The 16,215-nt window shown below is 34.4% G+C and carries 11 protein-coding genes; 1 reads left to right on the top strand and 10 read right to left on the bottom strand.

Features of this window, described 5'->3' with window-relative positions; genetic code table 11:
* Nucleotides 1-65 precede the first annotated feature (65 nt).
* The 3 genes from LV842_RS04575 to LV842_RS04565 all read right to left on the bottom strand — a co-directional run bounded on the left by LV842_RS04575 (nt 66) and on the right by LV842_RS04565 (nt 2,682).
* On the bottom strand, nt 66-731 hold the full coding sequence (locus tag LV842_RS04575; RefSeq protein WP_233110278.1) for a response regulator: 666 nt from the start codon (nt 729-731) through the stop codon (nt 66-68).
* A gap of 12 nt (nt 732-743) precedes the next feature.
* Nucleotides 744-2,192 carry a tetratricopeptide repeat-containing sensor histidine kinase gene (locus LV842_RS04570; protein WP_233110277.1) on the bottom strand — a complete coding sequence of 483 codons (1,449 nt, stop codon included), beginning with the start codon at nt 2,190-2,192 and terminating at the stop codon, nt 744-746.
* Between the two features lie 286 nt (nt 2,193-2,478).
* Nucleotides 2,479-2,682: a hypothetical protein gene (locus tag LV842_RS04565; protein ID WP_233110276.1), complete on the bottom strand. Its 204-nt coding sequence runs from the start codon at nt 2,680-2,682 to the stop codon at nt 2,479-2,481.
* A 394-nt stretch (nt 2,683-3,076) separates the two neighbouring features.
* Here LV842_RS04565 and LV842_RS04560 point away from each other — a divergent pair, with 394 nt between their 5' ends.
* Nucleotides 3,077-3,949 (top strand): hypothetical protein, encoded by an 873-nt coding sequence (locus tag LV842_RS04560; protein ID WP_233110275.1) that lies wholly within the window; start codon nt 3,077-3,079, stop codon nt 3,947-3,949.
* Between the two features lie 143 nt (nt 3,950-4,092).
* On the opposite strand, the gene msrA is transcribed toward LV842_RS04560, so the two are convergent.
* From msrA to secA, 7 genes are all read right to left on the bottom strand, one after another.
* Nucleotides 4,093-4,647, bottom strand: coding sequence for a peptide-methionine (S)-S-oxide reductase MsrA (gene msrA / locus LV842_RS04555; RefSeq protein ID WP_233110274.1), 555 nt, complete (start codon nt 4,645-4,647; stop codon nt 4,093-4,095).
* A gap of 460 nt (nt 4,648-5,107) precedes the next feature.
* Nucleotides 5,108-6,076 carry an ROK family protein gene (locus LV842_RS04550; protein WP_233110273.1) on the bottom strand — a complete coding sequence of 323 codons (969 nt, stop codon included), beginning with the start codon at nt 6,074-6,076 and terminating at the stop codon, nt 5,108-5,110.
* Nucleotides 6,077-6,162: 86 nt separating this feature from the next.
* Nucleotides 6,163-7,374, bottom strand: coding sequence for a PepSY-associated TM helix domain-containing protein (locus tag LV842_RS04545; RefSeq protein WP_233110272.1), 1,212 nt, complete (start codon nt 7,372-7,374; stop codon nt 6,163-6,165).
* Nucleotides 7,375-7,424: 50 nt separating this feature from the next.
* A complete protein-coding gene (locus LV842_RS04540; protein ID WP_233110271.1) occupies nt 7,425-9,539 on the bottom strand; it encodes a TonB-dependent receptor in 2,115 nt (704 codons plus the stop codon).
* Nucleotides 9,536-10,738, bottom strand: a complete 1,203-nt coding sequence (locus tag LV842_RS04535) for a PepSY-associated TM helix domain-containing protein (protein ID WP_233110270.1) — start codon at nt 10,736-10,738, stop codon at nt 9,536-9,538. Before LV842_RS04535 ends, LV842_RS04540 begins: the two co-directional genes overlap by 4 nt.
* Before the next feature lie 40 nt (nt 10,739-10,778).
* Nucleotides 10,779-12,935 carry a TonB-dependent siderophore receptor gene (locus LV842_RS04530; RefSeq protein ID WP_233110269.1) on the bottom strand — a complete coding sequence of 719 codons (2,157 nt, stop codon included), beginning with the start codon at nt 12,933-12,935 and terminating at the stop codon, nt 10,779-10,781.
* A 151-nt stretch (nt 12,936-13,086) separates the two neighbouring features.
* Entirely contained in the window at nt 13,087-16,161 is a 3,075-nt protein-coding gene (gene secA / locus LV842_RS04525) for a preprotein translocase subunit SecA (protein ID WP_233110268.1), read from the bottom strand.
* Nucleotides 16,162-16,215: the final 54 nt, after the last annotated feature.

The raw sequence follows: 16,215 nt of genomic DNA, 5'->3' as shown, positions 1-16,215 counted from the left end.
ATTTCCGTAAAAGCAAAAACCTCTCAAAAAATGAAAGGTTTAGATTAAATATGATCCGAATCATATTAAATAATCCCAATATCCTTACAAAATGCGACTAACTGTTCGTTGCTCGTCACCTCAAGATCTTCTTTTAAACTGTTTAGTTTTTTCTCAACACTGCTTAAGCTATTGGGCTTGATTCCTTTTTCCTGAAGATGAGCCGGAATGTTTTTCTGCAATACTCCTTTGGATAATAATGAAACAAGTGTAATATCATAAGCCGTAAATTCATAACTATTAAGCTTTTTTACCCCTTTTTTTAAATCAAATGACAAATAATCTTCATCAATAAAAACGGAAGCGATGGATTTTTTTAATTCTTTTGAATCATGTCTTGCTTTACGAACATAGCCGTTGATATGATAATCCTTAAAAAGGGAATCTATAATTCCGGATTTATGTTCACCGGAAAATACAATGACCTTCAGAGAAGGGTGAATTTCCTTTACTTTTTGAATCAATTCTTCTCCACCTTTGATATTTTGTTTATAATGGTCTTCTTCGAAAGAAAGATCTGTAATCAAGAGATCATAAGGTTCATTCTCACGGATGGCTTTTTGAACTTTTGCCAATGCGTCGTCACAATAATATACATAATCAACTTTTGGAACATTGAAATCTTCTAATGTCTTTTGGACAGAGTAACTGCCCATTTCGTGGTCTTCGGCGATTAAAACTTTTTTGAACATTTTTTTAATTTTTTAGAAAACAGGAAATGAGATATTAATTTTCAATCCTTTTTCGATTTTGGTGTCAAAAGTAATTTCTCCCTTGATACTTTCAATACGGAAAACCGTAGAAGACAGTCCGTTTTTATAAATCACATCTCCAGAAATCCCTATTCCATTATCTGTATAGAATATTCTAATGAGATTATTTTCTCTTTCAAATCTGAAAACAACACGATCCGCCTTACTGTGTTTTTTCATGTTTACTAACAATTCACGGATCACTTGATAGACCTCGCTTTGTTTTTTTGAATCCAAATTTTTCCAAATACTTTCATCATTTCCTGCCAAATAAGTATTGACTTCATTATTTTTAAATGAGCTAACCATTTCAGAAATTTTTTCATTAAAACTTTTTTCTTCAGTCAAAAACTCTGATTTCTCGTAAGAAATATCTCTGGATTTTTCGTAGACGAATTCCAGTTCATCTAACGTCTTATCTTTATCAAAATGTTCCTGATTTTCAATCTTGGTCATCACCAGATAAATTCCGTTAGCAACAACATCATGTATTTTTTTCGAAATTTTGAGTTGTGTTTCTTTGATCTCGAGTTCTTTCTCTTTCTTTAGAACTTTTTGTCTTCTTTTATAGAGAGAAAATAACGCAATCAAGCAAATCCCTAAAATAGCCAATCCAAAATATAGTTTTAAGATTTTAATTTTATTTTCTGAATTTTCGGCTTCAGATTTTAAAAAATTCGTTTTATTTTTTTCCGTTTCATATCTAATCAGGGCAAATTGGTTTTTTGCTTTTCCTCTAGAAATAATAAGGCTATCATTAAGAGATTGGAAGTCTTTAAAATATTTTAAGTAGTTTGTATGATCCAGTTCAATAAGTTTTTGTAATGCCTGCATCTGGTCTTCAGGGTTTTTGACCTTTACTGAAGTTTCTAACATTTTTTTTGCGAAGAATAATGATCTGTTTTTTTCTTTATCTTTAAAGTAATCAGTCAAAGTAGAATAGCTTGAATTTAAACCTTCTAAATCATTTGAACTCATTCTAATCTCCAACGCTTTATAAAATTCGGGAAGAGGATTATAATCAGGATTTTTAAGCAATTTTAATTTTCCTAGATTATTTAAAGCTCGGGAATAGTTTTGGGTATTTTTAGCTTGGATGGCTAAACTTAAATATTTTTTGGCAAGCTCAATATTCTTTTTGTATAGATAAGCTACTGCTATATTATTGTAGCAAACCAGTGCATCTTCTTTATTTGATGTAAACTGAGCGGCTTTTTTATAAAACCGGATAGCATCATTATGATTGTATAAAAAACCAGATGCAATACCCATATTATTATAACTAATAGCTAAATCTCTTCTTATTATTGCACTTTTTTCATTAATCAAAAGTTTATTGGCATCTAAAGACGTTTCAAGACTTCCGTAGAAATCACCTTTTGTCGTTTGTATGAGAGCCATGTTTATTAATGATTCTGCGGACTTAACAGAATCATTGTTCTTAATGTATTTTTCTTTGGCAAGAGAGTAATAATAAAATGCGGAATCAAGGTCTTTAGAATCTCTAAATTTTTCACCCTTCTTATGATAAGTATTTTTTACAGTGTTATGTTGCTCGGGTGTTTTTTTTGAACAAGATATAAGAGATATTAATAGTATTAAAAATAATATCTTTTTCATCATTTTAGTTTTCTTTGCAAAATAGCAATAAAAAAGGACAGATTTATAAAACCTATCCTTGAATTATTTATGGATTTGTAAATGGCGGAGGCAGTTGCCCTGTGTCTCCTGTAGTTCCGCCACCGCTTCCTGGTCCATCTGGATCTATTCCCTCTCCTGGATCAGAATCACTCAGTATGGTTACTGTTGTTTGATTATTATTGGATGTTGTAGTATTTGCATTATTGTGTCCGAATGCTAAACTCAATAGCATTACAATAAACTGGATCATTTCCGTAAAAATTTGAAGTTGAAATTGTTCTTCTTCCTCTCAGAATCTTGATTCTGAGCTGTACACGATTAAAATTTCGAAGCGCTTCTTAATTTTTTTTGGGAAGTGAACCTTCAAAAACGGAAGAGAAACATCAGCTTCCCAACCCAAAGTTTTCTTCTGTTTTCTTCGGTTGTTTTTTTGAAAAACAGTTTTGTGAATTTGTTGTAGTTTTTGTTTTAATTGATTGTTTATCAACTGATTTTCTGAAGCAAAGATGTAATAAAGAGTGATGTATGTGTTAGATAAAACATAGACATCGACGGACAAAACATGGACAGGAATTGGTTACGGGAAACCGTAATGCGACACGGGGGAAATTCACCTATTTTGTAATTGCTTTTAAAAACTAATTATGTTCAAGAAGAAACTATTAATCAATGAGGTGTTTGAACAGGCAAGAAGAGAATCTGGCAAAGAATCGAAAAGTGGGCAAGCTCTTTATTTATGTGTGTATTTAGAAGAAAATTTAAAATTTGTTATTGCAGATAAAACATTAGTACGTTATTATGATGCTTTTTTAAGAGATGATAAAGATTTGAATGTTGATTCTCAAATATTAGATAAGCTAAGTGAATACATTGGGTACAAAAATTTTATGGAGTTTTCCAGAACTTTTATTAAAAAGGGGGAAGAAGTCAGTAAAACAATAGTAAAAATAGATTTCGATGATAATAGTGAGACCTTGTCAGAAAAATGTTCAAATGTTATCGTAAATATTACCAACAACAATTCTAACGATAGCGGACAAGCATTTAAAATTCCGGATGGAATTAAGCAAAATGGTTTGGGAATTATGGGTTTCTTTCTAGTCACTTTACTTCTTACAAGCAATATTGTTTTTTCGAATAATAAGAGCACAAACAAAGGAACTGCAATGCCATTTACTTTATTGTCGAGTAAAAAACGTGCTGTTGAGAAAGATTATATGTATTGGAATGGAGAAAGATATATAGCGACGGATAGTAGTTTTGTCGGTCCTGGTTTTGATGTAATGGCAATGAATGAACATAAGTATCTATATTTTCAGAAAATTATGAGAAAAGATACTTTGAATGAAGTCAATGCTCTTGGGAGAACTTGGTATTCAAAATATAATAATGTAGTGGAGTTTTTTACAGAGGATGGTGTAGATCCAGAGAATGGAAGAGAATTAAGAAAATCAACCCCTCTTATTCTTTATAAATATGCAGGAAGGCCAAAAGATACAACGGAAATGGAGGAGTAACTATCCTTTAAAATTCAATTGAAAAAAATGGCTGAATATTCCTCTGGTTTTGATCTTTTTAAGATGAATAAGGGGATTTTACATAAACAAAAAGCGAGGAGGTTGTTCTCTTCGCTTTTGTTTTTTCGATTAATAATGAGAAATTATTCTGCATTCAGCATTCCCAGTTCGCCAAAATGCTTTTTGAATTTTTGAATTTTTGGACCAACTACGGCACTGCAATAAGGCTGAGTCGGGTTTTCATTATAATAACCTTGATGATATTGTTCAGCAGGCCAGAATTTGCTGAATTTTGTAAGTTCGGTAACATAAGTTCCTGACCATCTTCCGGATTCCTGAGATGTTTTGATGGCTTCTTCTGCTTTTGCTTTTTCAGCCTCGTCTTTATAATAGATGACAGAACGATATTGAGTTCCGATGTCATTTCCTTGTCGGTTTAATTGGGTAGGGTCGTGAAGGAAGAAGAAAACATCCATCAACTGTTCATAGGAAATCATTGAAGGATTGTAAGTAATTTGTACTACTTCTGCGTGTCCCGTTTCTCCTGTACAAACTTCCTGATAAGTCGGATTGTCTTTGTGTCCTCCGGAATATCCGGATAGGGCAGATTCTACACCTTTCAGCATATTAAAACAGCTTTCGACGCACCAGAAACATCCGCCGCCAAAAGTGATTTGCTCTAAATTATTGTTGTCCATTTTAGTAGATTGTTTTATTTACCTATTTTCTCTTTTATCATTTGAATTTGTCGAGAAAAGCAGATCAAAAGTATGAAAAACTTTTGCAATGTATGCTCTTAGAGATTCCCCAAATACAAATTGTTGTTATAGATAAGACTAATTGTTTTAAAGACAATGATTATAAATAAAAAATAAACATTTGAGAGATCTACAAAACCTGTGAGAAATTTTTAACGCAAAGATGTTTATTATTAAACTTCTAATTTTAAGAAAGAAAAGACAAATAAATTTGCTACACAAAGCTAACGTTATAGCTTCATCAAATCAACTTGTTGATTCTTCTTTGCCAAATTGAATAGATTGTATTTTAAGTTAAAACTTTGCGTTAAAAGAATAAAATACAGAGATCAGTGTAATCCGAGGAAAAACAAAAAAGCACCCTGAAAAGGATGCTTAATATTATTAAAATAGTTTTTAATTACTTTTCCCAAACTAAGGCACTTGCTCCCAGAATGGCAGCGTCTGCTTCGTCCAGTTCGCTGAAAACCAATTTTACTTTATTTCTGAAGATAGGAAGAAGGTTTCTTTCCATATGAAGTTTGGTGGGCTTTAAAATAAAATCGCCTGCTTTAATTACTCCTCCAAATAAAAGAATGGCTTCCGGAGAAGAAAACATAACAAAATTTGCTAATGCTTCTCCTAATTTCTGCCCTGTATATCTGAAAACTTCCATTGAAATAGGATCTCCTTTCAGAGCACATTCATGTACCGTTTTAGAATTGATTACTTCTTCAGGATATTGATTGAGCATAGATTCCGGAAATTCAGCACGCATTTTCTTTGCAGTAATGGCAATACCTGTTGCAGAAGCATAAGCTTCAAGGCAACCTTCAGAACCTGTGCTCCAATGTTTTCTTCCGCCTGGTTTTACAATGGTATGTCCTAATTCTCCTGCAAACCCATCATGTCCGTAGATTAATTTACCTCCGGCAATGATTCCGCTTCCTACTCCTGTTCCCAAAGTAATCATAATGAAATCTTTCATTCCTCTGGCTGCTCCGAAAAGCATTTCTCCTATAGCAGCAGCATTAGCATCATTGGTTATGGTACATGGAAGTCCAAATTTAGCGTTCATCAATTCTGCAAAAGGAATAATGCCCTTCCATGGTAAATTGGGTGCATGTTCTATAGTACCTGTATAGTAGTTGGCATTTGGAGCTCCTACACCTATTCCATCAAAATTTTTCTCCTTCCCGTGGCTGTCGATCAGTGGGCGAACAGCTTCGTATAAAGCATCAATATATTCTTCTACAGTAGGATAGGCATCGGTTCGGATATTTCCTTTTTCAAGGACTTCACCTCGGTGGTTTACTACCCCAAATTTTGTATTTGTTCCGCCAATATCAATTCCCAGCGCAACGTGTTTTGACAAATCTACTAATGACATTTCTATTTTTAAAATTCTAAAACGTTAAAATTATAAAAAAGATTGTATTAATAACTTATTAATTAAACAATTATTTAAAAAACTTTTTAAACCGTTTTGATCGTTTTCTTTTTTCTTCTTCCCCACCAAATCATGAAGCCGGTTACTGGTAATGAGGCACATATCAAACTTACAATGAAAGCGATAATCTTTGTAGGAAGGCCAAGAATAGACCCAACATGGATGTCATAGTTGGCTCCCACTGTTTTTTCGCCGAAATTTTTGTCTTTCATATCGTGAGTATGAAGCAATTCTCCTGAATTTTCATCAAAAATAAGGCTACTGCTTTTATGATAAGAATAGGACAGATGTTTTACATACACTTCAAAATTAGGATGTTCGTGATCGTCCATATGCTCATGACCCAAATCAATAGAGAAACCATAAGAATCAGGGTATTTTGCTTTCACGGTATTGCTGATCTTGTCTAAAGTTCCTTCTGTTCTTAATTCAATAGGAGCTTTGGTTTTAATTGATGAAAAGTCAGGATAGACGGTTTTTCCTCCTGAAAAAATGAAATAAAACGCAGCCTGAACAATAAAGAATGCATAAAATAACCCTGTTAATGAAAAGATTAAAGCAAAAATAGAGGCATAAAATCCTAAAATATTATGAATGTCATAATTCTTTCTTTTCCAGTTTTTTACGTTCTTCCATTTGAATGAGAAACGTTGCTTTCTTGCTGCTTTGTTTTTTGGCCACCAAAGGATAATCCCGGAAATGAGCATGATCACAAAAATAACTACCGGAATTCCGACAAGATAGGTTCCCCATTCCTGTTTTAAAAGATAGCTCCAGTGAATCATCTTCACGATCTGGAAGAATCCGTTTTTTTCATCGTAGGTTCTTAACACTTTACCGTTGTAAGGGTTGACATACGCTACTTTATAAATAGGAAATTCATCAAAATAATTCCAGCCTTTCGGATTGTGTTCATACCAATAAAAAAGATAAGACATCTTTTTATCAATCGGGATATTCACCCAATGAACAGGGTATTTCTCTTTCACCTGTTCCACCACTGCTTTTTCTAAGACGCGAATGGGAAGAATTTGTTTCTGATCTATATTCTGTTCGTTGTGGTAAATTACATCCTTTCTCGTTACGTTTTCAATTTCGTCCTTGAAAACATATAATGCTCCTGTAATAGAGATGATGAAGATTAGGAATCCGATCCCCAAACCGAACCACAAATGCAGTTTTCCAGTCCATTTTTTGAATGTGCCTGACTTTTTTTTATGATGATGTTTTTTCCTCATGCTTATTGTAAGTTCAATAAAGGTAAGTTTTAAATTTTTATTTGGTTTAATTAAAATTTATATTCAACCATGAAAGTTCCTCTCATTCCTAAAGCATTCACAAATTCTGTATCTCTTGCATTCCACCATGCAATTGCAGGCTGATAAGTCTTGTTAAATAGGTTTTCTATTCCTAAAGAAGCTTTCCAGTTAGAATTGATTTGGTAAGACGATCTGAAGTTAAAAATGGTAGTTTCAGGTACATATCCTTCTCCATACGTATAAAGCCCTGTTTTAGCATTTGGAGTGAATCGGTCTTGTTCGAAAGAATGAAGCATATCTAGACCTAAAGAAAGTGCTTTAGTCGGACGTACTTGTACGTAGGCAAGTATTTTTGGAGCTGAAATTCTGGAGTTGTTGATTTTTGCAGAGTAATCACCATCATCATTAAGAGAAGTGATCCCTTCCAGCCAGCTGTAGCTTCCTCCGAAATTAATCCATCTGGATGGAGAGAAGTGAAGGTATCCTTCAACACCATATACAACTTCCGGAGAGCGCTGAATGGTTATTGCTCTGTCTGCGCTTTGGATGAAAGAGGCTCCAAGTTTTGAAGTACTTACATAAGAAGTCACTTCATAGTTCAACCATTTTGTAATTTGTCCAGTAGCACCTAGTTCATAGTTGTTGACAATGATAGGCTTTGTTTCCAGGTTGGCAATTGTAGATTCTGTGGAAGTTCTTAAAATACGCCCTAATTCATTAATTGAATATGACTGTGAGAAACTGGAGAAAAGATTCAATGCGTTGTTAATATTATAACGTACTCCGATATTTCCTACAAGAGCATTGTATTCCAAATCTCCTCCTTTTACAAAAATACTCTTGGTGAAAGTATTATCTGCTTTCAGGCTGGGTAAAGTGTTGAAATCGCCTACATTCACCTTCATGTTTTCATATCTCAAACCTCCTTTAATGGTTAATTTTTTAAATAAATCTAATTTAATTAAGGCAAAAGGAGCAATATTGGTCATGCTCATGTCAGGTGTCCAATATCTTCCGTCTTCAAGTTTCTGAACGGTTTGGTCATTCAGGATATCCGCTCCGTACATCACTTCAAGCTGAGCATTTTGATGATTAAAAATTTGAGTGTCAAAATTGGCTCTTACTCCATATTTCTTGGAGATAATATTAGATTGTCCTCCATTTAGAAAAGTATTGCTGTATCCATATACCGTTCTGAAATCCTGAGAGTATAAATTAATATTTAAAGAGGTGTTTCTGAAGATTTGGCTATTGTCATAAGTCAGTCTGAAATTGTGATTTCTAGGGGTTCCTTGCGGAGTAGTTTCTAATCCTTGACCTTCGCCTTCACCAATGGAAGGGGTAACACCATATTTTCCGGTTTTAAGACCCAGATTGAGGTCAGATTTTGAAGCATATCCAATGTAAGAAGCTTCTACTCTCTGGTTTTTATTAATATCAAAACCAATCTTCAGCATTCCATTATAGTTATCCATTTTTGCCGGGCTGTATGTAGGTGTAAGATGTACTCCGTCCCCGTCTTTCATATTACCTGTTCTTTCATAGGCTAATGAAAGGGCATAATCAAACTTTCCGGATTTTCCGGCTAAAAACTGGCTGGCTCTTGCTCCCAAAGTTCCTCCATAAGGTTGTCCTGTAATACCAACCTGAGAAACTCCCATTATTTTTTTGTCAGATGTGTTTTTTTTGGTGATGTAATTGATTATACCTCCATCTGCACCGTTTCCGTAGATAGAAGAAGCTCCTTTTATAACTTCAATTCTTTCAATTACAGAAGGATCGATAGAACGAATATCTCTTGCTCCGTTTCTTAGAGGAGTAGATTGTGGAACGCCGTCAATTAATACCAGAACCTGTCTTCCTCTTAAGGTTTGTCCTGAATTTGATGTTTGTCCTGAACTTGGACCTAAACTAGGAACTGTATATTGTAAAATACTGGAAATGTCAGAATTTACCGACAATTGAGACTGAATTTGTTTCTCGCCTACAATGGTAATAGAGCTGGGTACTTCTTTAATGTTTTCTTTTTTTCGTGAAGCGGTAAGTACTACTTCCTCTACATTAGATGTTTTTACGCTGTCTGCTTTCTGTGCAAAAATAGTAACTGATCCTAGGCAAGCTACTGATAAAAGAGCCTTTTTCATGATATTTTTTTTCTTTCCTTTTTTTGTTTTCCCCACCATATCAAAAATCCTGTAACGGGTAATGACGTGCAAATTAATCCTGCTAAAAACCAAATGATTTTTCCAAACAATCCAAAATATGAACCTGTATGAACGTCATAATTGGCATTGGAGTATTTTTCGGCGTTGGTTAAGCTTTGATGAGGTTTATTTGATAATAGTTTTCCTGAATATTTGTCAAAAGCAAGCAGATTTCTTTCACTGAATCTTCCGTCTTTCTGATAAACGGTGACAGGGATATTTTTTAATTCTTTTCCTTTTTTGTTTTTTCCATTCAAAGGAATTCTGAAACTTGATGATCCCGGATATAATGCTTTAGTCTGCTGAACTGTAAAATCATAAACTGAATTGCTTTTTGCCAAAAGTGAATCCGGTGATTTGATTTCTTTTTCTTTTGGAAGTTCCCAAGAACCTGATAAAGTGACGTTAAATGTGTTTTTAACCCAAGGATAAGCAAAGTAAATTCCTGTAAGGCTCATCAATAAAGCAATAAAAGAAACATAAAAGCCCAAAACATTATGAAGATCATAGTTTTTTCGCTTCCATGTTTTTACATTTTTCCAGTCAAATGAAAAGCGTCCTTTTCTTGCTTTTTTATTTTTAGGCCACCAAAGTACAATTCCTGTAATAAGCATAATGATGAACAATATCACCGGAATTCCAACGGTATATTTCCCCCAATCTGATTTCAACAATAAACCCCAGTGAATTGATTTTAAAATAGGGAAGAGGTCATACTTTTCATTGTAAATCCCTAGAATTTCCCCGGTGTATTGGTTTACATAAATCAGTTTGTTAACCTTTACCTCGTTGAAATAATTCCATCCTTTTTTATCTTTTTCATAAATAAAGAATTCGTAAGATTTGTTTGGAGCTAAAGGAATTTCAACAGAACTTATCGGGTATTTTTCATTGATCTCTAACGAAACTTTTTCTTTAAGAACGTCTATAGACAAGGGATTTTGTTTCGCTTGGGGATTGATATAAATGGCATCTTTTCGAAGGATGTCCTGAATTTCATCCTTGAAAACATACATTGTACCCGATAAGGAAACAATAAAAACAATGAGACCTACGGATAAGCCAAACCACAAATGCAGTTTGGCAGACCATTTTTTTATCAATGAAGGTTTTTTCTTATGGTGATGTTTCTTCTTCATGGTAAAAAGCTAACCATTTGAGTGGCTAGCTTTTGCTTTTTTAGAATTTGTATCCGATTGATAATCTGAAGTTTCTTGGAGCATTATAAATCCATGCATATGAACCATCATCTGATCTGTAGCCGCTGTATAACTTTCGGTTTAAGGTGTTATTTAATAGGAAATTAATGTCAAATTTTTTGGCAGCGTAAGAGATTCCGAAGTTAGTATCGAAATAATCTTCTAAACGTTGGTCATATTTAGCTGTTGTTCCAAACCAAGACTGTCTCCCGCCTTGATATTGATAACCTGCTGAAATACCGAATCCTTTTAGTTTGCCATTCTCAAATCTATAGCTTAACCATGTATTTTGGACATTTTTTGCGTTACCTGGAGATTGAACACCAATTCTTGTAAGATCTGTATCTTCCACTGTTTTGGCATCCGTGTAAGCATAATTGATTACTACATTTAATCCTTTTATGATCTCTCCTTTAATATCGGTTTCAAAACCTCTAGCTCGTTGTTCTCCTGTTGGAACTTGAAAACCTATGCCATTATTCTCGTTAGAGTTTCCTGCAACCAAAATGTTTTTTCTTCTGATTTCGTAAAATGCAATTGTTGTATTCCATTTTCCATTGAACCAGTCCTTTTTCATTCCGAATTCAATGTTTTGACCTTTGAAAGGATCTGTAATTGAAGTATTGTTTTTACCTAATCCTGATTGAGGAGCAAACGTTTTATCAAAAACCCCATATACAGAAAAATCGTCTTTAATAGAATAGCTTAGACCAACTCTAGGGGTGAATTCATCAGCTTTATCTTTCGGAACAATATTGTTTTCAGAATAATACGGGTAACCGGCGTATGTTGTCCCGTTTGTATATCTTCCTCCTAATGTTAAACGTAATTTGTTGTTGAACATTTCAATCTGATCCTGAGCATAATATGATGTGTATTTTACTCCCTGATCATTATAAAAAGCTGCAGATGGATTTAGTGTGTAAAAATCATTAGAAGGCAATGTTGAAGGATCTACACCGTATTGAGGGTTGTAAATATTTATAGGATAAACACCATTTGCGTATCCTGAGAAATCAGCATTATATTTTCTGTCTCCATAATCAAATCCTGCAATAATTTTGTGAGTGATATTGCCTGTTTTCAAACTTCCTCTAATATAGGTTTGGAAAATATGATTTTTTCCGACAGCTTGCCAATTGCTTAATGTTCTGTTAAAAATGTTGCTGTTTTGAGTGTCGAAGTTTCCCCACCAAGAACCACCGTCATAATTCATATCCATGTAAGCATACTGCGTGCTCCACAGCCAGTCTTTGGATAATTTTTGATCTAATGTCAGGAATAAACTTTGATCTCTTACTTCAGTTTCTTTAAAGTTTTTGTCATTAAAGTTGGTATGAACGTTTAAAGAAGCGTATCCATCTTTAGACATTAAGTAAGCTCCGGGTTGAGAAAATTTTAAAAATTGGTAATTATATTGTGCAGTAAGTGTTGTGGTTTTAGTTGGTCTAAAAGTAATGGAAGGAGCCACAATGATTTTTTTTGTTTTATCATTTTCTACCCAAGATCCGTTTGTACTGCCCATTACATTGAGACGATAATCTAAAACTCCATTCTTTACAAGGACTCCGTCTAAATCAGCTTCACCTCTAAAAAGATTGTAACTTCCCGTTGTGAACCTTACAGAATTTTGAAACTTTCCAGTTGGTTTTTTTGTAACAATATTGTAGAAGCCTGCAGGATCTCCCATAGAGCCCATAAATCCAGCCGGGCCTTTCACGAATTCTATCCTGTCAATGATTGAAGCATCGGGGTTTATTGGTCCCCAAGTAGAGGTAACATTCATTCCGTTCATGTAAGTTGCAATACTTGCTCCTCTCATAAATACATTCGAATAAACATTATCCCAATGTTCTACTTTTCTTGCTCCACTTACGTTTCTTACGATACCTTCGGACATATTTAATGTGATCTGATCTGCTAAAATTCCCGCACTTATCGATTGAACATTTTGAGGAAGTTCAATAATTGGAGTTTGCAGTCTTAAAGATCCTGAAACTTCATTCAGTTTATATTTTTGATAATATTTCCCGTTTACGATTACCTCTTCAATATCATTAGATTTTATTGAATCTTTTTCCTGAGCAAAAGTTAGCATAGAACCTAACAGTGAAGCACAGATCAGTACATTTTTCATGAAACAAAAATTTTCTGCAAATATATTGTTTTTAATTATTCTAAATAAATTATAATATTGATATTTATCATAAAATTATTATACAATAAATAACAAAAAACCGCAACAAACTGTGTTGATGCGGTTTTTGTATTGTGAATTAAGTAGTTTCTTACGCTGGAATTTCTCCTTTATATAAGAACGAAATAATTTCTTTGTTCAATTTGTCGATCATTTCACTGAATAAGTGGAAAGATTCTTGTTTGTAAATAACAAGCGGATCTTTTTGCTCATAAACAGCTCCCTGAGAAGATCTTCTTAGATCATCCATCTCACGAAGGTGAAGTTTCCAGTTTTCGTCGATGATGGATAAAGTGATATTCTTTTCAAAATCATTAACTAAACTTTCACACTGAGTGTCATATGCTTCTTTAAGATCTGCTACGATGGTCATCGTTTTGTGGCCATCTGTGAAAGGAACCTGAATCATTTTGAACATTGAACCTTGGTTTTGATAAACATTCTCAATGATAGGGAATGATTTTTCTTTCAATAAGTTCAGTTTCATCTGATAATCTTCCTGAGCAGCCTTGAATAAAATATTCGTTAAATCCTGAATATTTTTACCCTTGAAGTCATTCTCAGAAACAGGAGATTCCATTGTGAAAGTCTTGATAATTTCGTATTCGAAATCTTTAAAGCTTCCTGTAGCTTTTCCTTTCGCAACGATAGAATTGGCCACATCAAAGATCATATTTGTAATATCATACTTCAAGTGATCTCCAAATAAAGCATTCTTTCTTCTCTTATAGATTACGTCACGCTGTTTGTTCATTACGTCGTCATACTCAAGAAGTCTCTTTCTTGTTCCGAAGTTGTTCTCTTCTACTTTTTTCTGAGCTCTTTCGATAGATTTAGAGATCATAGAATGCTGAATAACTTCACCATCTTTATGACCCATTCTGTCCATCATTTTAGCTATTCTTTCAGAACCGAATAGACGCATCAAGTTGTCTTCCAAAGACACATAGAACTGAGAACTTCCCGGATCTCCCTGACGTCCCGCTCTACCTCTCAACTGTCTGTCAACACGTCTTGAATCGTGTCTTTCGGTACCAATAATTGCTAAACCTCCTGCTTCTTTTACCGCTTTAGAAAGCTTAATATCCGTACCACGACCTGCCATGTTGGTTGCAATAGTTACAACTCCAGGTTGTCCTGCTCCGGCAACGATTTCCGCTTCTTTTTTGTGAAGCTTCGCGTTAAGAACCTGGTGATTAATTTTTCTTAATTGAAGAGCTTTTGATAATAACTGTGAAATTTCAACTGAAGTCGTACCAACCAATACTGGTCTTCCTGCAGCTGTTAATTTTTCAACTTCTTCAATTACTGCGTTATATTTTTCTCTGTTAGTCTTGTAAACTAAATCTTGTCTGTCATGTCTTAAAATCGGACGGTTGGTAGGAATTACCACAACGTCTAATTTGTAGATTTCCCAAAGCTCACCCGCTTCCGTTTCAGCAGTACCTGTCATCCCCGCAAGTTTGTTGTACATACGGAAATAGTTCTGAAGGGTAACTGTTGCAAAAGTTTGAGTGGCAGCTTCAATTTTTACGTTTTCTTTCGCTTCGATTGCCTGGTGAAGACCGTCTGAATAACGTCTTCCTTCCATGATACGACCTGTTTGCTCGTCAACGATTTTTACTTCACCGTCAATGACTACATATTCATCATCTTTTTCGAATAATGTATACGCTTTAAGCAATTGGCTCATCGTGTGAACTCTCTCAGATTTTTCAGCAAAATCAGAGAAAAGTCTTTCTTTAGCTTCAAATTCTTCTTCTTTAGTTAAATTTTTAGCTTCAAGTTCAGCGATTTCAGTTCCGATATCAGGAAGAACGAAGAAATTAGCATCAGAGTTTCCTTGAGACATGTATTCAACACCTTTGTCCGTTAAATCAACCTGATTGTTCTTTTCTTCAATTACGAAGTATAGATCTTTATCTACGATCGGCATATCACGGTTGTTGTCCTGCATATACTGAGCCTCAACTTTCTGAAGCAATGCACGGTTTCCGCTTTCCGATAAGAATTTGATTAATTGTCTGTTTTTAGGAAGACCTCTGTAAGCCTGAAGCAACTTAAATCCTCCTTCTTTTGTGTTTCCTACAGCGATTAATTTTTTCGCTTCATTAAAAATCGTGGAAACTGTTTTTTTCTGAACTTCAACAATTCTGTCGATAGAAGGTTTAAGAACATCAAATTCCTGTCTGTCTCCTTGTGGAACAGGACCAGAAATAATTAATGGTGTTCTTGCGTCATCTACTAAAACAGAGTCAACCTCGTCGACGATAGCAAAGTTTAATTCTCTTTGTACCAGTTCTGAAGGTGAAGTTACCATATTATCTCTCAGATAATCGAATCCAAATTCGTTATTGGTTCCGTAAGTAATATCTGAGTTGTATGCTTTTCTTCTTCCGTCTGAGTTCGGCTGGTGGTTATCGATACAGTCGATCGACATTCCGTGGAATTGGTACAATGGTCCCATCCAAGCCGAGTCTCTTTTGGCAAGGTAGTCGTTTACTGTTACCACATGAACTCCTCTTGCAGGAAGTGCATTTAAGAAAATAGGTAATGTTCCTACCAAAGTTTTACCTTCTCCGGTTGCCATTTCGGCAATTTTACCGCTGTGAAGAATAACCCCTCCGATAAACTGAACATCATAATGTACCATATCCCAGTTTACTGGTGTTCCGGCAGCATCCCATGAGTTTTTCCAAACCGCTTGATCTCCTTGAATTTCTACGAAATCTTTACCTGCAGCAGCCAATTGTCTGTCCCAATCAGAAGCTGTTATACGGATTTCTCCATTCTGAGCCCATCTTCTTGCTGTTTCTTTTACCAAAGCAAAAACTTCAGGAAGAATTTGGAGTAGAACTTTTTCTTCAATTTCGTATGATTCTTTCTTTAGAGTCTCAATCTTTGAAAAAAGAGCTTCTTTTTCGTCAACATTTGTCGAATTTTTTATCTGCTCTTGAATCTGTTCTATCTGAGCTGTGATTTTGCTGGTTGCAGATTTAATATTTTCTTTAAACTCAGCAGTTTTCTCTCTTAAACCATCGTCAGATAATTGCTGAATAGACGGTTCAACAGCTTTGATTTTTGTTACAACTTTTTTTACTTCTTTTAGGTCCTGCGCTTTTTTGTCTCCCAAAAACCCTTTTAGAACTTTATTTAAAAAACTCATAAATTTTTACTTTATGCTTAAAGCGATATACTTTAAGCGTTTTAATAACACTTA

Origin of the sequence: Chryseobacterium gwangjuense (genome assembly GCF_021311115.1) — a bacterium.
In the GTDB taxonomy this organism is placed as follows: domain Bacteria; phylum Bacteroidota; class Bacteroidia; order Flavobacteriales; family Weeksellaceae; genus Chryseobacterium; species Chryseobacterium gwangjuense.
The sequence above is the reverse complement of the archived record's forward strand: the minus strand, read 5'-3'. Positions and strand labels throughout refer to the sequence as shown.